Source organism: Paenibacillus paridis, from assembly GCF_006345825.1.
In the GTDB taxonomy this organism is placed as follows: domain Bacteria; phylum Bacillota; class Bacilli; order Paenibacillales; family Paenibacillaceae; genus Pristimantibacillus; species Pristimantibacillus paridis.
Genome location: NZ_VCIX01000090.1, coordinates 25,965 through 43,587, shown reverse-complemented (window position 1 = coordinate 43,587; position 17,623 = coordinate 25,965). Strand labels below are relative to the sequence as shown.

The 17,623-nt window shown below is 48.8% G+C and carries 15 protein-coding genes; 2 read left to right on the top strand and 13 right to left on the bottom strand.

The annotated features are described in order from the left end of the window. The first annotated feature begins 132 nt into the window (after positions 1-132). Positions 133-855, top strand: coding sequence for a response regulator transcription factor (locus FJQ58_RS19585; RefSeq protein WP_139996460.1), 723 nt, complete (start codon positions 133-135; stop codon positions 853-855). Between the two features lie 122 nt (positions 856-977). Here the strand turns inward: FJQ58_RS19585 and serC are convergent, their stop codons facing one another. From serC to liaF, 11 genes are all read right to left on the bottom strand, one after another. Beyond that, positions 978-2,063 carry a 3-phosphoserine/phosphohydroxythreonine transaminase gene (serC, locus tag FJQ58_RS19580; protein ID WP_139996459.1) on the bottom strand — a complete coding sequence of 362 codons (1,086 nt, stop codon included), beginning with the start codon at positions 2,061-2,063 and terminating at the stop codon, positions 978-980. A 215-nt stretch (positions 2,064-2,278) separates the two neighbouring features. Further along, positions 2,279-3,703: a type I glutamate--ammonia ligase gene (gene glnA, locus FJQ58_RS19575; protein WP_139996458.1), complete on the bottom strand. Its 1,425-nt coding sequence runs from the start codon at positions 3,701-3,703 to the stop codon at positions 2,279-2,281. A 328-nt stretch (positions 3,704-4,031) separates the two neighbouring features. Beyond that, positions 4,032-5,093 carry a 3-deoxy-7-phosphoheptulonate synthase gene (gene aroF / locus FJQ58_RS19570; protein ID WP_139996457.1) on the bottom strand — a complete coding sequence of 354 codons (1,062 nt, stop codon included), beginning with the start codon at positions 5,091-5,093 and terminating at the stop codon, positions 4,032-4,034. A 297-nt stretch (positions 5,094-5,390) separates the two neighbouring features. Further along, the gene (locus tag FJQ58_RS19565; RefSeq protein ID WP_139996456.1) at positions 5,391-6,377 is read right to left on the bottom strand and encodes a 4-hydroxy-3-methylbut-2-enyl diphosphate reductase; all 987 of its coding nucleotides are present in this window, start codon (positions 6,375-6,377) and stop codon (positions 5,391-5,393) included. 37 nt (positions 6,378-6,414) lie between these two features. After that, positions 6,415-7,938, bottom strand: coding sequence for a sensor histidine kinase (locus FJQ58_RS19560; protein ID WP_139996455.1), 1,524 nt, complete (start codon positions 7,936-7,938; stop codon positions 6,415-6,417). Between the two features lie 4 nt (positions 7,939-7,942). Then, a complete protein-coding gene (locus tag FJQ58_RS19555; protein WP_139996454.1) occupies positions 7,943-8,635 on the bottom strand; it encodes a response regulator transcription factor in 693 nt (230 codons plus the stop codon). 88 nt (positions 8,636-8,723) lie between these two features. Then, positions 8,724-10,403 (bottom strand): S1C family serine protease, encoded by a 1,680-nt coding sequence (locus tag FJQ58_RS19550; protein ID WP_139996453.1) that lies wholly within the window; start codon positions 10,401-10,403, stop codon positions 8,724-8,726. 197 nt (positions 10,404-10,600) lie between these two features. Beyond that, positions 10,601-11,014: a YugN family protein gene (locus FJQ58_RS19545; protein ID WP_139996452.1), complete on the bottom strand. Its 414-nt coding sequence runs from the start codon at positions 11,012-11,014 to the stop codon at positions 10,601-10,603. 76 nt (positions 11,015-11,090) lie between these two features. Beyond that, positions 11,091-11,756 (bottom strand): response regulator, encoded by a 666-nt coding sequence (locus tag FJQ58_RS19540; RefSeq protein ID WP_139996451.1) that lies wholly within the window; start codon positions 11,754-11,756, stop codon positions 11,091-11,093. After that, positions 11,749-12,786, bottom strand: a complete 1,038-nt coding sequence (locus FJQ58_RS19535) for a sensor histidine kinase (RefSeq protein ID WP_139996450.1) — start codon at positions 12,784-12,786, stop codon at positions 11,749-11,751. The genes FJQ58_RS19540 and FJQ58_RS19535 overlap by 8 nt, the downstream gene beginning before the upstream one ends. A gap of 6 nt (positions 12,787-12,792) precedes the next feature. Then, positions 12,793-13,812 (bottom strand): cell wall-active antibiotics response protein LiaF, encoded by a 1,020-nt coding sequence (liaF, locus tag FJQ58_RS19530; RefSeq protein ID WP_162341607.1) that lies wholly within the window; start codon positions 13,810-13,812, stop codon positions 12,793-12,795. A gap of 557 nt (positions 13,813-14,369) precedes the next feature. On the opposite strand from liaF, the gene FJQ58_RS19525 reads away from it, so the two are divergent. Further along, positions 14,370-15,665, top strand: coding sequence for an ammonium transporter (locus FJQ58_RS19525; RefSeq protein WP_139996448.1), 1,296 nt, complete (start codon positions 14,370-14,372; stop codon positions 15,663-15,665). 72 nt (positions 15,666-15,737) lie between these two features. Here the strand turns inward: FJQ58_RS19525 and FJQ58_RS19520 are convergent, their stop codons facing one another. Together FJQ58_RS19520 and FJQ58_RS19515 are read right to left on the bottom strand one after the other, a co-directional pair. After that, positions 15,738-16,121 (bottom strand): hypothetical protein, encoded by a 384-nt coding sequence (locus FJQ58_RS19520; protein ID WP_139996447.1) that lies wholly within the window; start codon positions 16,119-16,121, stop codon positions 15,738-15,740. Between the two features lie 81 nt (positions 16,122-16,202). Next, positions 16,203-17,600, bottom strand: a complete 1,398-nt coding sequence (locus tag FJQ58_RS19515) for a methyl-accepting chemotaxis protein (RefSeq protein ID WP_139996446.1) — start codon at positions 17,598-17,600, stop codon at positions 16,203-16,205. Positions 17,601-17,623 lie beyond the last annotated feature (23 nt).

Sequence of the window (17,623 nt, the reverse complement as noted above, 5' to 3'; positions counted from 1 at the left end):
TCATTTTGCCTATTATACACGAAAATAGCGAATATTTTTACACCCACTTTACGTACCGTTAATCTCAAGCATAATTTTCACCTTCATAATAGGAAACATAATAGGCGGAAACAGATGAAGGAGAGCTGAACCATGCGGAAAAAGATTTTGGTCGTTGATGATGAGCCATCCATATCGATGCTGATAGAATTCAACTTAAAACTGGCAGGCTATGATGTTCGCTGCGTAGGTGACGGCGAAGCCGTATTCGACATGCTGAAACCTTTTCGCCCCGATTTAATCGTTCTTGACCTTATGCTGCCTAAAATGGATGGCATTCAAGTTTGCCGCGAGCTTCGCAAACAAAGCAATGCCGTACCCATCGTTATGTTGACCGCCCTACAAGACGTTACCGATAAGATTGCTGGGCTAGATAACGGCGCAGATGACTATATGACAAAGCCATTCAGCCCTCAGGAGCTTGTGTCGCGCATTCAAGCCATATTCCGCCGTGTGCAGTCGCTGCCCGGCAGTGCAGACGACACCGCCTTTGATATTGGCCGCCTGAACGTCAGGGTCGAGCAGCGGGAAGTATTCATTGACGGAAAGCCCGTCGAGCTCACGCCAAAGGAATTTGAACTGCTCTTGTTCCTCTGCCGCCACAAAGGGAAGGTGCTTAGCCGCCAGCAGCTGCTGCACGGGGTATGGGATTATCACTTTCTTGGCGACACTCGAATCGTCGACGTTCATATCAGCCATTTGCGGGATAAAATCGAGAAAAACGCCCGGACACCGGAATACATTATGACTGTTCGTAATGTCGGCTATAAGCTAAATGGTCCTCATGTGGCTGAAAGCTCGGTCGCACAAGCATAATCGTCAAGTAACACCGGTCGAATGCAGCACGCGAAAAACCGCCCTCCTTCTATGTTAGAAGGCAAGGGCGGTTTTTTTGCAAGCCATTTCGGTTATGGCAAGAAAACGAGCAAAGCAATTATTTAGCCGTTGCGTTTCTGGAAGTCTACCATGAATTGCTGAAGCGCTTGGCAGCTCTCGAGCGGCACGGCATTGTAAGTCGAAGCTCTTAAGCCGCCAACATCGCGATGGCCCTTCAAGCCGACAAAACCTTCCTTCTCCGATTCCTTAACGAACAGGTTCTCCAGCTCTTCCGTTTGAATACGGAACGTAATGTTCATCAGGGAGCGGCTTTGCGGCTGCGCGCAGCCGATGTAGAAGCCATTGCTTTGATCGATGGCATCGTAGATCAGCTTTGTTTTGTCGCGGTTGTATTGCTCAAGCTGAGCAACGCCGCCCTTGTCCTTGATCCACTCAAGAACTAATTTCATCATATAAACCGAGAAAGATGGCGGTGTATTATATAGCGATCCGCTCTTCGCATGCGTACTGTAACGGAACATGGAAGGAATCGTTTTCGAACCGTTCTCGACAAGATCTTTACGAATAATGACCACCGTTACACCTGATGGTCCTAGGTTTTTCTGTGCGCCGGCATAGATCACGCCGAATTTGCTTACATCCACTGGCCTGCTTAAGATATCGCTCGACATATCGACAATAAGCGGCACGTCGCCGGTATCCGGAAACTCCTGGAATTGCGTTCCGCCGATCGTTTCATTCGAAGTAAGATGAACGTATGAAGCGTTGCTAGGCACTTGAATCTCGGACAATGTCGGCATGCGCATAAACTTGTCGGCTTCGGTCGAAGCAGCGATGACGGTTTCACCAATATTCTTGGCTTCCTTCAACGCCTTATCCGCCCACGCGCCTGTCATCACATAAGCGCCCGGCTTGCCAGGCTGCAAAAGATTCAGTGGAAGCAAAGCGAATTGCGTACTTGCACCGCCTTGCAGCAAAAGCACATCATAATTGTCCGGAACTCCGAACAATTCGCGCAGCAAAGCTTGCGAATCATTATTTACCGCTTCATACAGTTTGCTGCGGTGAGACATTTCCATGATCGACATTCCTGCGCCCTGATAATCTACAAATTGCTCCTGGGCTTGCTTGAGCACCTCAAGCGGTATTGCGGCTGGTCCTGCATTAAAGTTAAATGCTCGTGTCATCTTGGATACCCACCTCTGTTTCTTTATATATGCTATGGTTATGATAGCAATTTTGAAGGTTCGCATCAAGTGTATTTCGCATATCTGACAACAAAAAGTCGAACGTATGTCGAAAAATTAACATTAAACATTCGGTTTTCGTTCATCATTTGTTTACAATACACAAAGAAACGGGTCCCTGAGGGACCCGTTTCTTATATTTCTTAACAATTAGATTAGCAATCGTAGTAAAGGCTGAACTCGTGCGGATGAATGCGGATGGCAACAGCTTTCGCTTCTTGGCGTTTGATTGCTACGTAGTTCTCGATGAAATCTTTCGTGAACACGCCGCTTTCTGTCAAGAAATCGGAATCTGCTTCAAGAGCGTTAAGCGCTTCGTCAAGCGTACCAGGCACGCTGCGAATTTCTTTTTTCTCTTCTTCCGGCAATTCATAAATGTTTTTGTCGAAAGGACCATAGCCCAGAGCGACTGGATCAAGCTTGCGCTTAATTCCGTCAAGACCAGCAAGAAGCATCGCTGCGAATGCCAGGTAAGGGTTAGCCGTGTTATCCGGTGTACGGAACTCGATACGACAGCCCTTCGGCGTTACAGCCGCGATTGGAATACGAATCGCTGCCGAACGGTTACCTTTAGAGAACACAAGGTTAACTGGAGCTTCGTAGCCAGGCACAAGACGTTTGAACGAGTTTGTGCTTGGGTTAGTGATCGCGATTAGAGCCGGTGCGTGGTAAAGCACGCCGCCGATGTAGTGCATTGCCATTTCGCTAAGGTTAGCATACGCACCTTTATCGTAGAACAAAGGCTCGTCGCCATTGAAGATCGAAGTATGAACGTGCATACCGCTACCGTTGTCGCCGAAAAGCGGCTTAGGCATGAATGTTGCTGTTTTGCCGTATTGGCGAGCCGTGTTATGAATGATATATTTGAATTTCATCAGGTTGTCTGCTGTTTTAGTCAACGTATCGAAGCGGAAGTTGATTTCTGCTTGACCCGCTGTTGCTACTTCATGGTGATGACGCTCAACGCGAAGACCCGATTCTTGCAAAAGGCGAACCATTTCGCTGCGGATATCTTGTTGGGAATCAACAGGCGCTACTGGAACGTAACCGCCTTTTACCGGAATTTTGGAGCCAAGGTTGCCGCCTTCTTCTTTGCGGTTCGTGTTCCAGCCTGCTTCTTCCGATTCAACAACATAAGAAGATGCATTCATGGAGCTTTCATAGCGAACTTCGTCGAAAATAAAGAATTCAGGCTCTGGTGCGAAAAATGCTGTCGTACCAACGCCAGTCGTTTGAAGAAACTCTTCAGCCTTCTGAGCGATGCTGCGCGGATCGCGGTCATAGCGTTCGCCTTCAGGTGTATGAATATTACACATAATGTTCAGTGTAGGGTGGTCTGTGAAAGGATCGATAAATACGGATTCTGTATCTGGAATCATAACCATATCGGAATTCTCGATACCACGGAAGCCGTGGATGGAAGAACCGTCAAAAGCTACCCCGTTTACGAAAGTATCTGCATCTACCTCAGCTGCTGGCAGCGTGATGTGGTGTGCATGACCTAGAAGATCCACGAAGCGGAAATCTACAAACATAATGCTGTTTTCTTTAATATTGTCCAATACGTTTTGAACTGACATTAATAATTTCCTCCATTTCCGAACATTAGCGTAGTGTTGAACAGGTATTGTTCAATTATTGCTCCAAATCCATGTCGTTATTATAAAACTAGCCTTCAATCTCCGTCAATAGCTATGTAAGGTATTTTTTGTAGCTATGTAAGCTATACTTACAAGTTTGAACAGTTGTTCACAATTCCGCCTATAAAGGAAGGGCGAAAACCGCGCAGCCCTTGCATATCTAGGGTTTAGCGGTTTTTTCCATGTAAGCTATTACATGGCCATGCTGCCAAATGAAAAAAAGAGCTCCGCCATCTTTCGATGGCAGGGCTCTTTGATGTTAGATTGATTAAATTTTCCATTCTTTGAAGGCTTCGGCTGGCGCTTTAGGCGTATCGAACTGCTTGCCAACGATTGGAGCAAGCTGTTCAAGGTCCTTCAGCAGGTTTGCGAACTGATCAGGGAACAACGATTGCACCCCGTCTCCTGTCATCGAGTTGTCAGGGTCCGTATGCATTTCAACGATCAAGCCGTTCGCACCGGCAGCCACCGATGCCTTGGACATAGGCTCAACCAGCTCTCGGCGTCCCGTACCATGGCTTGGATCCGAGATGACCGGCAAATGGCTGAGCGACTGCAGCACAGGAATAGCTGACAAATCGAGCGTGTTGCGCGTGTAGGTCTCAAACGTTCGGATTCCCCGCTCACAAAGCATAACATTCGGGTTTCCGCCGGCAAGGATGTATTCCGCAGCGTTTAGGAATTCATCATACGTAGAGCTGAATCCGCGTTTCAACAAAACAGGCGTCTGGATCGTGCCCAGCTTGCGCAGCAAATCGAAGTTTTGCATGTTGCGAGTGCCGACCTGAAGGATATCCGCATATTCCGCGCATACATCGACATATTCGGGCGTCATAACCTCCGTGATCGTCAGAAGCCCATGCTTCTTCCCTGCTTCCGCCATCATGACTAAACCTTCTACGCCTACGCCTTGGAAGCTGTACGGCCCTGTACGCGGTTTAAACGCGCCTCCGCGCAATACCTGGCCGCCAGCCGCTTTCACCAAACGGGCAATCTCATCGATTTGCTCCGGCGTTTCCACCGCGCACGGGCCACCCATAATAACGAGGTTGCTTCCGCCGATCTTTACGCCTTTAATATCGATTACGGTATCGTCGGGATGGAAGTCACGGCTTGCAAGTTTATAGGATTTAGAAATTTTAATTACATTCTCAACGCCCTTCATCTGGCGCAAATGCTCCGCAAGCGTAGGCTCAGCCTGGCCAATGATGCCGATTACCGTACGGTCTGTGCCTTTCGATACATGGGCTTGAACGCCGGCTCTTTCAATATGGGCAACAATTTCATTTATCCGCTCATCAGCAATACTTGCATTCGTAATAACGATCATAGGGATCACTCCTAATATTTTTTTGTAATACTATGCTTATTTCATAAGTACAGGCTTGGTCATATGAGGCAAGGCTTAGCTTTCAAGCATCCATTTATGTTTCCTATTCGCGCTTCAACGCTTATACGCTTTATAGCTTTTATGCTTCGTAGCTTTTATGCTTTTAACCACTAAAGTAAATATACAAGAAGATGCGAGTCCCGTCAACCCATTTGCCAAAAAAAAGAGGGAAAACGTATTCCGCATGAATCTGCTCTCATGCAAACCTACATTTCCCCTCCTGCGTTTCAGCCTCAACTATTCCGGCTTCACTGCCGTTGCAGTAGTGGAGTCCGTGCTTGCCGACTTGACCCGAACATTCGGGAGCAGCTTATTCATGTTCACCGTACGGCGGATTTCCCAAGTATCAGGATTGTTGTGGTCATATTGCTCCAAATACGTAATGACTTCTTTCGTCAGAGGGGTTGGTGTCGAAGCACCGGATGTTACAGCCACCCGATCGACTCCTTTTAGCCACTCCTGCTCAATTTCGGATACATCGGATACACGATATGCTCTCACGCCAGCAATTTCCTCAGAAACCTGGGCTAGCCTGTTCGAGTTGTTGCTGCGCGGATCGCCGACAACGATACAGAGTTGGGCTTCGCCAGCCTGCTCGGCGACCGCTTCTTGACGAACCTGTGTCGCTAGGCAAATCTCGTTATGCACCTCTGCTGTCGGATAACGTTCCTGCAGTTGGCTAATAATATGGCGAATATCCCACTGCGACATGGTCGTTTGGTTTGTAATCAAAATCTTCCCTTCCGGGATGCTAAGCGAAGCAATCTCCTCTTCACGCTCAATCAAATGAACCTGATCCGGCGCAACGCCAATCGCACCCTCCGGTTCCGGATGGCCCTTCTTGCCAATATAAATAATATGATAGCCTTCCGCTGATTTTGCGCGAATCAAATCATGGGTCCTGGTTACGTCCGGACATGTGGCGTCAACAACGGACAAGCCCTTCTCGCGAGCGCGCTCGCGTACCTCAGGGGATACGCCATGAGCCGTGAATATAACGGTGCCTTGCTCGATTTGATCCAAAATATCAAGTCGGTTGGCGCCATCAAGCGTAATGACGCCTTCCTTCTCGAAAGCCTCAGTGACGTGGGCATTATGAACAATCATGCCTAATATATAGATAGGGCGGGGCAGCTCCAGGTTTTTGACCGTCTGCAAAGCCAGCACCATCGCATCGACGACGCCATAGCAATAGCCGCGCGGTGATATTCTAACGATTTCCATTCCTTGCACCTGCTTTCTGACCGGATATGCGTCATAATCATAATTTCTTCATTTCATCCGTTGCTACTATTATAGACGAATGAGACGCGTCAGAAAAGGTTATTGGCAGCCAGATCGTAAACTTCGTCCCGTGACCCTCCCGCGTGGTCACTTCTACCGAGCCTTGATGCTCGTCAATAATCCATTTGGCAATCGATAATCCAAGCCCGGTTCCCACGGTAACGCCTCTGGATTCGTCCGCGCGGTAAAACCGATCGAAGATATGCGGAATTTCCTCAGGGTTCATCCCGATGCCGGTATCCTCCACTACGAAGCCGATCTGATTTTCTTTCCGAATCGCACTAAGCTCGATCGAACCCTCTTGCGTATACTTAAAGGCATTCTCAATAAAAATAAACAGCAGCTGCTGCAAATAATTGTGGTTGGCGTTGACGCGAACTTCCTCCAGCGCCGACAGATCGCCCACATTCCACGCAGCCGTACGCGGAAGCAAATGCGCTCTGCGCACAACCTCTTCCGTAAGCGGAAGAAGATCAAGCGGCGTTTTCTCCATCGTATAACCCGCATCGGCTCTCGCAAGCGCTAGCAAATCATTGACCAGCGTGCTCATGCGCGTCGCTTCAGCCGAAATATCGCTCATCGATTCCTTGGACATTTCCCAGCGGTCCAGATCGAGCGGCAGCCACTCCCCCATGCTGGAGTTCTCGTTGGTCTCCCTCACCTTCGTCCACATCCGCTCCAGCAGCTCAATATTGCCGCGAATGGTCGTGAGCGGCGTCCGCAGCTCATGCGAAGCATCGGATACGAATCGGCGCTGCGCTTTGTACGCTTCATCCAGCTCGTTATAGGCCATCTCCAGACGGGCTAGCATGACGTTCAGCGTGCTGACAAGCCTGCCGATTTCATCCTTCGGTCCCATCGCCGGTATCCGTACGCTGAGATCAGCGCCATTCTCAATTTGCTCGGTAGAGCGAATCACGCGCTCAATCGGACGAAGCGCTTGGCGCGCAATAAAGAGGCCTACGGTGAAGGCGATTAGGACAACGACCAAGGATGAAAATATAAGAATGGTTCGAAGCCCGGTAAGATATCGTTCCTCATTATAAGAAAAGACGCCAATCTGAACCAAGCCTAATAAGCTATTGTCCTTTTCCAAATAAACAGGTCGTTGATAAGTAAGCATTGCATATTTATTACCATTAAGTTCAATGTGGGTTTTTACAAAACGCTCTTTTGGATTTGTTTTGGCATCGGGATAGGGAATTGTAAAATCATATGGAAAGTTATCGGATTGAGATATTGCTTTTTCCTTATAGTTTACCAATTGAATGAACATGTCTTTTTTATCAAGCCGAAATTGAGGCCCTACTACCAAAACCGATTGATCGTAAAAATTGGTAGCCCCGATAACTTCAATTTTACTATCCTGGGTCCGAATCTGCTGCTTGATTTCCGCATACGTGTTCCAATTCACAAAGATATAAATGCAAATTCCAAAAACGATCATCGTAACCGCAAGCAAGCCCGAATACCAAAGCGTTAGCCTAAGCCGAATGGACATATGCTTAACCTGCCTCTCCGCGAAGCACATAGCCGGTGCCGCGAACCGTCTGGATAAGCCGGTTTTTGCCTCCGTCCTCTACCTTTTGGCGCAGCATCGCGATGTAGACCTCTAATACGTTAGATTCCCCGCTGAAGTCATAACCCCAAATTTTTTCCATAATGGCATCGCGCGTAAGCACGCGGCGAGGGTTTTGCATAAACAGGAGCAGCAAGTCATACTCCTTAGACGTCAGCTCGATTCGCCGTCCGGACCGTATAGCTTCACGTGCATCCATATCAAGAATCAAATCCTCGTAAAGCAGCTGATTGCTCGATTGCTCGATCTTATCGGATTTGCGGCGCAGCAATGCGCGCGCTCTTGCCAGCAGCTCCTCGAGCGCGAATGGCTTAACCAGATAATCATCGGCGCCAAGATCAAGACCTTTCACCCGGTCAATGACATCATCCTTGGCCGTAAGCATCATGATCGGAACCGTGCTGCCGCTCTCGCGGACGCGCCTGCACACTTCCCAGCCGTCCACCTGCGGCATCATTACATCGAGAATAAGTAAATCCGGCTCCGTCTTCAGGAGCACTTTAAGCCCCTCCATGCCATTGGAAGCCGTCGTTACCTCATAGCCTTCAAAGGCAAGGCTTCTTCTTAATAATGAAATAATTTTATCATCGTCATCGACCACTACAATATGCTGTCTCATCTGCTTGTCCCCCTTGATTTGCAACAAAAAACGCAGAGCCTGCTGTCTCTCTGCGTTTTTTTCATACATGTCTTCCTAATGTTACGCCTTATCCGGCATTAAACGTATTCTTGTCGCCGATTTCAACCTCGACATTCACGGCGCTGCCTTTACGAATAACGTTCAATTGAATCTTATCGCCGACCGCTTTTTCCTTAATTCCATCGATTAACCCTTGCGTATTGGCATATTTCTTGCCATCGATGCCTGTAATGACATCAAACTGCTGCAAGCCGCCTAGATACGCCGGTGAATTATAGTAAACATTTTGTACAATCGAGCCTTCAACCTTATCCATGCTCAGCTGCTTCGCGATATCTTCAGTAACATCTCTCAGCTCAGCTCCGATGAACGGTACTGCAGGTTTAGGGATATCTTTGTTGTTTTTCAAGTTCTCCAATACCTCTTGAATCGTGCTTGTCGGAATGGCAAAGCCAATGCCCTGTGCCTGCGAGCTGACTGCCGTATTAATGCCAACAACCTCGCCGTTTACATTGAGCAGCGGACCGCCCGAGTTACCAGGGTTAATAGAAGCATCTGTTTGCAGCAAGTGCTCGTATTTGCGCTCTCCCGCCGAATCCTGAATGTCGATTGGACGCTCTTTTGCGCTAAGTACGCCTACCGTTACCGTATGGTCAAATCCGTATGGGTTGCCGATCGCTACTACCCAATCGCCGATATTAATGTTATCGGAATTTCCTAGCGGAAGTGTAGGGAACGCTTTGTCTCCTGTTACTTTGAGAACAGCCAAATCCAAATCATAGCTTGAGCCTAGCAATTCGGCAGTGAATGGCTCATCATAGCCTTGAACGATGACCTTGATTTGATCCGACTCACCGATCACATGCTGATTCGTTAAAATATAGCCGCTCGCGTCGAAGAAAAATCCGGTACCGATGCCTGATTGCTGCATTTGCCCCTGTTCACCTTGACCGCTCTCCGGCTGCTGAGTGCCTGGGTAGCTATCGCCAAAAAATTGGCGGAAAAACGAGTCGTCCAGCATGCTTCCGCTATTACTGCGCTTCGCCGTATTGACGAAAGTTTCGATCTTCACGACTGCAGGGCTTGCCGTTTCGAACAATTGCGCGATGTTATCCGGTCTTGCAGCAACGGTAGCCGCTCCCCCATTGCTAGTTGTTCCCGTGGAAGCCGCAGTTCCAGCGCCGCTTCCGCTCGACTGCGAATTAGCCGTCAATGCTTGCTCCTTCGTAAACCAATTGTTGATATCGGCCGTATACATCAGCGATCCTACAAGCAGCACGCCTGCAAGAAACGAAATAAACATCGATTTAAAGGAAGTCCGTTTAGGCTCACGTACCTGCCACGGCCCCTTGGAGGATGCCGGGGATGGCGTAAACGAGCGGATTTGTGACTGCTGCGGCGCTCTTGGCGCTGGCTGAGCCGGCTCGCTGTACGATTCATCTTGTCCTTCGGGCGCTTGGCTGAAGGACGAAGAAGCAGAGCTGCCTGTATTGCCGTAAGGCTGGTCCTGAATCAGCTTAGGTCTTTCAATCTCATGATCCGGCGAGGGAGAAGCACCGTTCTCCTGCGAATTGGCTTTGAACGGGCCATAAGAATAGTAGTAAGAGGGCTTAGCCGATTGGTCCGCAGCCTCCTTCGTCAGATCCGAGTCCGCTTTCATTTCGTTTCCGCTGTTTTCAGCCCCACCAAGCTCTTCGTCTTTTTTGCGAAAAAAATCATCAAAGTCCTTTTTGTTCTGATCGTCCATGTACGTTCTCCTCCTTGAATCTTATTCCATCATGCCCCAAAAGCCGCTCGTGCCTAGGCGCATGTTCATTTGATATAGTTCTATCATGCACATTCTACCTTAAAACAAACTTAAAAGGAATTTAAACAGAAATAAAAAAAACGTACCAAATGGAATTTTGGCACGTTTTTTTTACGCGATTATGCTTAAAAAAGCGATTAATGTGGGAAAAGCTGTTCAACCTCATTAAGCGCTTGCTTCGCTCGGTCAATCCATTGCGATTCAACCTCGGCATCTGGATTAGAGGGAGACTGGAACTGGTCAAACAATGCGCCGACGACGCGAACGGAAGCCTCCGGGTCGTTGCCTTCCCGATATAAATGTTTCAGAACATAAGGTGTGCCAACCTTTATCGTAGCTTCATCGTCGGCCTCTTCATTGTCAATATGACCGGCGATGACTTCAAACGGAATGCGAAGCCATACTTTATGTTCCTCATCAAGCGAGCGGTCAAAGGAACCTCCATCGTATTCCCAATTGCCGCCCAGCGTAAACTGCTGCGTCTCCAGCAGCTCCTTCATCTCCGTAAAATGTTGCTCCCGCGACTCCAGCACGGACGAGATCGGTATCATGACAGCTGCTCCTTTACACTAGCTATAAGCTATTTCTTGTATCGCTAGTAGCTAGTCTACCCTGCCAGCATTTCCTTTATGTGCGATTCGCCCAGCCCTTGCGGTGAGCAAGGACGGCAAGCTGCGTACGATCGTCGAGCTCGCATTTCATCAATAAATTGCTAACATGGGTTTTTACCGTTTTGACGCTAATATGGAGCTCCTCGGCAATTTCTTTGTTCGATTGCCCATCGGCAATAAGCAGAAGCACTTCCTTCTCCCGCTCCGTCAGTCCCTCATCGCCAGATTGCGCCGTGCGCTGCCTCAGGCCTCTGGTTAATGCTTGCGATACATCGGCAGTCATGACCGGCATGCCCTTGAACGCCCCGCTAATCGCATAGATAAGCTCTTCCGCAGACACGGTTTTGAGCACATAGCTGACCGCTCCCGCCTCTATCGCGCCGTACACCTTGTCATCCTCAAGAAAGCTGGTCAGCATGACAATTTTCATGGTAGGGTACTTGGCAACGATCGATCTCGTCGCTTCAATCCCGTCCATTCCGGGCATCATCAAATCCATCAGAATAATTTGGGGCCGCTTCTCTTCCGTACTTTCTGCCAGCAGATCGATGGCCGCTTGTCCGTTGCTTGCTTCGGCAATAACCTCAAATTTCGGCTCCAGCATCAGATAGGTGCGAAGCCCCGTTCTTACCATATCATGGTCATCCACGATCATAATTTTTATAAGTTCAGTCTCACTCATGGCTCATGCTCCCCCGCAACATTTTAGGTATCGTTACCTTTACTCTCGTCCCGCCTCCGGGCTTGCTCCATATTTCCGCCGCGCCGCCTAGCTTCTGCGCACGCTCTTGCATCGTTGAAAGCCCGTAAGAACCGCGCTTGACCTCGTCGGCCTTAAAGCCAATGCCGTCATCCTGCAATATCATGACGACCTGCCGTTCATTATCCGCAATCGAAAGCGTGCATCCGGAAGCTCCCGCATGCTTCACAACGTTAGCCATCGCTTCCTGCGCGATAAGGAAAAACTGATGCTCCATCGCCTCTGACAAATGCTCCTTCATCCGCCATTCCAGCTCGCCCTGCAGGTTGTTTTGCCGGCAATAATCCGGAAACCATTTATCAAGCGCTTCATATAATGTCCTTCCCTCAAGCTCCATTGGACGCAGCTGCGCAATGAAATTTCTCATTTGCTTCTGTGCCAGGTTCGACATATTCACAAGCTGCTCCAGCACGGAATCCGCGCGCTCGCGATCGACCTGTTGAAGCTTCGGAAGCGACGAAGCGCACATATGAATTGCAAATAGCTGTTGGCTTACCGTGTCATGCAAATCTCTCGCAAGCCGCTTCCGCTCCTCAAGAACAGCCGCTTCGTTGGAAGCGGACTCGGTCATGACATATTCCTCGCCGCGCATTTGCAGCCACTTCATCTTGTCTTCCATCTGCTCTGCCAGCTCATTGAATTCCCTATATACCTCAACAAACGAGTTATGGCCGCTTTCTGTGATCCGCACGCCAAAATTGCCATTGGACGCCTGCTTGAGCGACAAATGCAGCGTATCGATCCGCCGCCCGATCCGCTGCGCTGCCCAATAGCCGAAAGCCGCGCTCACAAGCAGGAAGACGGAGGCGGCCACAAGGCGCACTTCCGTCTTTCCTGTATCAGCCGCGAATCCATTCCATGCCACTAACCCGAGAAAAAATGCGGTTACCGAGGCAATGACAAACATTCCGATGAGCTCCCATTTCCCGCTCCGTAGCAACCGAACCATCATGTGTGGTCACCCTACCTTCGTGACACGAACATCACCAATAAACGTACTGACGATCAGCTTGATTTTTTTGTCCGATTCTTGATAGGAAGGCGATTGAATATTAATATTCGTAAACATGCCGCCCTCTTTCTGTCCCAAAATCTTCACGTCACCGATAAACGCGCTTGAAATGACCTGCACGCCAACCTCATAATCATTTGGCACGTAAACCTTCACGTCACCGATAAAAGAAGACACATGAATTTTTGTCTCGCCCGGAAATACTTGTGCTTTCGTCAGATCCAGCACCGTGTCGCCTATGAAATGCGAGATATTCAGCGGCTTCAAATCCCAATAATCCTGGCCGATATGGATATCGCCAATGAAACCGGATCTGGTTTGCACATTCGAATCGCCATGGCTCCACCACTCGACATGCTCTTTGTGGTTCCGTTTCCACTCCTGCGAGCTTTTTTTATATTCCTGCTTATAATGATTTTTCCATTCCTTATAATCTTTTTTCTTTAAATGAATGCCCTCATAGCCGTTAGATTTCCCGCCTGTTTGTTTCCCCTCTTGATGCTGCGCGCCTACCGGTTCTTTTGTAGGGTCAGGATGCAGCGGAGGTGCCGGGGGAACCGATGCATCTTCCGCAAACGGTCGGTATGATTTCCAATCATCCTCAGGCGGCTCATACCGCTTAGATTTGGGTTTCCAGATGAGATTAATTCCGATTAAAATGACGGCCACTGGCCAAACATAAGGAACGATATCCCCAATAGACCAGGAGAACAATTCCAGATTGCGGCCGAGAAAGACAAAACCGATCAACAGAACGACCGCTCCCCACCAGCTAGAGCCCGAACCGTTCGATCGGCTTGAAAGCAAGCCGCGAATTCCAACTATAATAAGAATAACAGGCCAATAGGTAGAGAAAAGATCGCCAATATCAAAGGTCACATGACCTGTTTGCCTTAGCAAAAACAATAGGCCAACTGCAATGATTACCAATCCGGTGAACAACCGGCTTGCGAAATTACCGTTCATGCGGCTCCAGCTCCTTACGCTTCCATCGTCGTTTGATAATCTTAGTATACCGGACAACATAAAAGAGAAAAAGGGACGGCCGATTGAAATCTACATCGGTCTGCAGACCGAGGAACTGTTGATATTACCCAATCCAAACCTAACATACGTCATAAAACATCACGTACAGCGTTGACATTGTTTACTTGTACTATTTATAATGATGAACGGATCAAGGTGAAACGGCTGTTGCCGTCCTCTGGCGGCACAGCGCGTTTCATTCCGAGAAATATAGAGAAGGGATAGCGAAATGATATACTTTCCTATATTTCAAGCAAAAACACCTTCAGCGACCTTTGGTCGCTCAAGGAGCTTTGACGATGAAATATAAGACTTCTTTATCGGATAAAACATATAAAGTCTTATATTTCAAGGTGAAACGGCTGTTGCCGTCCTCTGGAGGCGTAGCGCGTTTCATTCCGAGAAATATAGAGAAGGGATAGCGAAATGATATTCCTTCCTATATTTAAGAGAGCGGGTATACGCTTTCACCTAAAAAGGGAACAGGGGATGAAGCAATGGACATTAACGAACTGTCAAGAGGGCTAGATACGATCTGGGTCGTCTTGACAGCAGCCATGATCTTGCTCATGGAAGGTGGATTCGCTTTGCTTGAAGCTGGTTTTGTCAGGCAAAAAAATGCCGTCAGCATCATTATGAAGGTATTTGTGGACATCGCTTTCGGAGCACTCGTTTTTTATTTTTTCGGATTCGCACTTATGTATGGACAAGACGCCGGCGGTATCATAGGAACAAGCGGCTTTCTAATAAACGGGGACCTGTCTCACATCGCATTAAATATTACGCATGAAACCTTTTGGTTATTCCAATGCGCGTTCGTTATTGCCGTTATTTCCATCGTATCCGGCGCCGTTGCTGAACGCATTAACTTTAGAGCTTATATTTTGCTCACCATTGCCATGACCGGTTTCATCTACCCGCTCGCAGGGCACTGGGTATGGTCGGCAAACGGATTTCTTGGCTCGCTCGGCATGATCGACTTTGCAGGATCGGCAGTTATTCACGGTTTAGGAGGCTTCTCCGCCCTTGCGGCCGCCATCTTCATCGGGCCGCGAATCGGCAAATTCAGCGCTGATGGCAAAGTTAACATCGTGCCTCCTTCAAATTTGCCGCTGGCATCGGTCGGAGCCTTTATCCTTTGGTTTGGCTGGTTCGGCTTTAATGCCGGCAGTACGCTCAGCGCAACCAACAGCTCGATCGGGCATATTGCCATTACGACCATGCTCTCTGCCGCAGCCGGGGGCGCAACCTGTATTTTGTTCACCATGTTCCGCTACAAGAAAGCTGACCCGCCCATGGTCATTAACGGCTCGCTAGCAGGGCTTGTCGGCATAACGGCAGGGTGCGCTTTCGTATCCGATATTGCCGCTATCGGCATCGGCGCGGTATCCGGCATTGCCATGGTGCTTGTAACCGAATGGCTGGAGAGCAAGCAAGTCGATGATCCGGTCGGCGCTTTCGCCGTCCACGGCATCAGCGGCAGCATCGGTACGCTGGCCGTCGGATTATTCGCTCTTCCTGAATTGACCGCTGACGTTGGCAAAGGTTATTACGGTCTATTTTACGGTGGCGGTTTCCAATTGCTTGGCGTTCAGGCACTTGGACTTGTTACCGTATGCGTATGGGGCTTCTTGCTGACATGGGGCGCCTTGTGGCTCATTCGCAAAGTAATGCCTGTCCGAGTCTCCAAGGATGAGGAGCTAATCGGTCTTGACGTTGGGATACACGGCGTTCCAGCTTATAGTCAGGAGCATGACTTCCTGGACATCGACCGTTTAAAAAATAGCAAATAACGCTACAACAAAAAGAACCGTCCTGGCAGATAAGCCTGGGCGGTTCTTTCTTATGTTGAATATTTACGTGAATTAGTTGTTCATTTCACTGGCAAGCTCATACGATACCGTCACAATGTCCGTTGGAGCGGAGACGTTCTTAATCGAGCGGGCGCTTTCTATTTCAAGTCGCAGCGCGCGAACCTTCTCCATAGGCTTTCTAACAAAATGGATATACTCTACAGCCAAATGATGATCCGGCTTCTTGCCCGACAGCATTCTTCTTAAAGTGGATTTGGATTGATAAGCGCGTTCCTCAGCCATCCTTCTCTTCTCATAACGCTCAACCATTTGTTCAATTTCAGCAATTTCCTGCTCTTTCTTCGCTACGTAGGCATCTATGAAAGGTAAAACCTCGCCCGCTTTCCGATGATGGGCAGCAACTACAAAGCCTGAATGAATGATTGGGTCTGTCATGAGATTTCACCTGTCTTGTCATGTTATTATTTCTTACATGTCTTATCATACAACAAACCAGGGTCATTTGAAAACTATTTTTTATGAAATGGAAATATCTGCGCCCAAAACGCCGATTACCTTGCCGTCGGCATTATGTATGGGAACAGAGACGGTCACGCAGTGCTGCTTAGTAATCGCCGATACGTAGACATCGGATTGAAAAACCTGCCCCGTCATCGCTTTTTTCCACCAATCTCTTCCCTTAGCGTTCAGCAATCCGGCTTCCGGCAGCGAGAATATAAAAGACCCATCGATGCGATTCGACCAAATAGCCTCTACGTCCACCTTGCTTATGAGCATAGAGCTTAGCTTCGTTTCATGATAGCTCTCTTCCATCGAAATGAAATGGGCATCAAGAGCAGCCTGCTTCAGCCACTCTTGCACAGAGCTTGCATTCACTTTCACATCCTTAGCCACGCTCTTCTTCACACCCACTTGTTCAATTGCAACCGACAAATCCGCAGATGACCTTTGAAGATTCCGGCTAATTCGGTTCAAATTCCCGATCTGCTCGCGCTGAAGCTTCGTCATTTGGAGCGTACTATCCACGCTTTGCAGCGTTTCATTAACCGAATCCACTACTTCCTTGAGCATCCCTGTCGACTCGCTCATATGCTCGGTCTGCTGCTTGCTCGCCATGCTTGTCTGTTCTACAAGTCCATCAACCTCGTTAATCCTTGCAAATATGACGTCCATACGATCTTTGTTGATTGCCATCTCGGCTACTCCGCGCTCTACCGAATTTTTCTCGGCGTCCACCGCATGTACAACCTGCGTTACCCCTCGCTCGATTTGCTCCACGATGGCCGAGGAACGCTTGACCGCCTCTCCGCTCTGCTCAGCAAGCTTCTTGATCTGCTGGGCAACGACAGAGAAACCCCGTCCATATTCTCCCGCATGCGCCGCTTCAATCGAAGCATTCAAGGCAAGCAGTGAAGTTTGCGACACGATCTCCTGAATAAATTGGTTGATTTCATTAATGTGAGAGGTTTGCTCAATGAGCTGCCTGATATGCTGCTCCATCGTCTGATTGTTTTGGCTCAGCTCATTCATAACTTCGTCGGTGCTTGTCAAGGACCGGCACACATCGAGCACGACTTCCTTCGTTTCCTTGCTCCTGGCATTCAGGTGAGCGGAGGTATCATTGATTTGTTCTGCGGCGGAAGCGACCTCCTGAAGGGCAGAAAAGGCCTCTTCAATGCGATTTACCGCAAGCGAGCTATTTGTTCGCAGCTTCTGCTCCTGCAAAGCGGATTGATCCGCTATTTCGGTTAAATGGCGGGTGGTTTGCTCCACCTCGTCAACCGCTGCATGGAGTTGATCGGAGATCACAACAGATTCATTCAGCAAAATTGTCATTCGAGCGTGCTCGCCGGTTTCAGATCCAGCTGCTCCAGCTTTGTTATCGCGTGAAAACCATCGGGACGTGGCACTCATGTCAGGATATTTTCCCCTCTCGC

Excerpts from the sequence above, each read along its gene's own strand:
- FJQ58_RS19585 (WP_139996460.1), top strand. The coding sequence starts at position 133 with ATGCGGAAAAAGATTTTGGTCGTTGATGATGAGCCATCCATATCGATG.
- serC (WP_139996459.1), bottom strand. The coding sequence starts at position 2,063 with ATGACACGAGCATTTAACTTTAATGCAGGACCAGCCGCAATACCGCTT.
- glnA (WP_139996458.1), bottom strand. The coding sequence starts at position 3,703 with ATGTCAGTTCAAAACGTATTGGACAATATTAAAGAAAACAGCATTATG.
- aroF (WP_139996457.1), bottom strand. The coding sequence starts at position 5,093 with ATGATCGTTATTACGAATGCAAGTATTGCTGATGAGCGGATAAATGAA.
- FJQ58_RS19565 (WP_139996456.1), bottom strand. The coding sequence starts at position 6,377 with ATGGAAATCGTTAGAATATCACCGCGCGGCTATTGCTATGGCGTCGTC.
- FJQ58_RS19560 (WP_139996455.1), bottom strand. The coding sequence starts at position 7,938 with ATGTCCATTCGGCTTAGGCTAACGCTTTGGTATTCGGGCTTGCTTGCG.
- FJQ58_RS19555 (WP_139996454.1), bottom strand. The coding sequence starts at position 8,635 with ATGAGACAGCATATTGTAGTGGTCGATGACGATGATAAAATTATTTCA.
- FJQ58_RS19550 (WP_139996453.1), bottom strand. The coding sequence starts at position 10,403 with ATGGACGATCAGAACAAAAAGGACTTTGATGATTTTTTTCGCAAAAAA.
- FJQ58_RS19545 (WP_139996452.1), bottom strand. The coding sequence starts at position 11,014 with ATGATACCGATCTCGTCCGTGCTGGAGTCGCGGGAGCAACATTTTACG.
- FJQ58_RS19540 (WP_139996451.1), bottom strand. The coding sequence starts at position 11,756 with ATGAGTGAGACTGAACTTATAAAAATTATGATCGTGGATGACCATGAT.
- FJQ58_RS19535 (WP_139996450.1), bottom strand. The coding sequence starts at position 12,786 with ATGATGGTTCGGTTGCTACGGAGCGGGAAATGGGAGCTCATCGGAATG.
- liaF (WP_162341607.1), bottom strand. The coding sequence starts at position 13,812 with ATGAACGGTAATTTCGCAAGCCGGTTGTTCACCGGATTGGTAATCATT.
- FJQ58_RS19525 (WP_139996448.1), top strand. The coding sequence starts at position 14,370 with ATGGACATTAACGAACTGTCAAGAGGGCTAGATACGATCTGGGTCGTC.
- FJQ58_RS19520 (WP_139996447.1), bottom strand. The coding sequence starts at position 16,121 with ATGACAGACCCAATCATTCATTCAGGCTTTGTAGTTGCTGCCCATCAT.
- FJQ58_RS19515 (WP_139996446.1), bottom strand. The coding sequence starts at position 17,600 with ATGAGTGCCACGTCCCGATGGTTTTCACGCGATAACAAAGCTGGAGCA.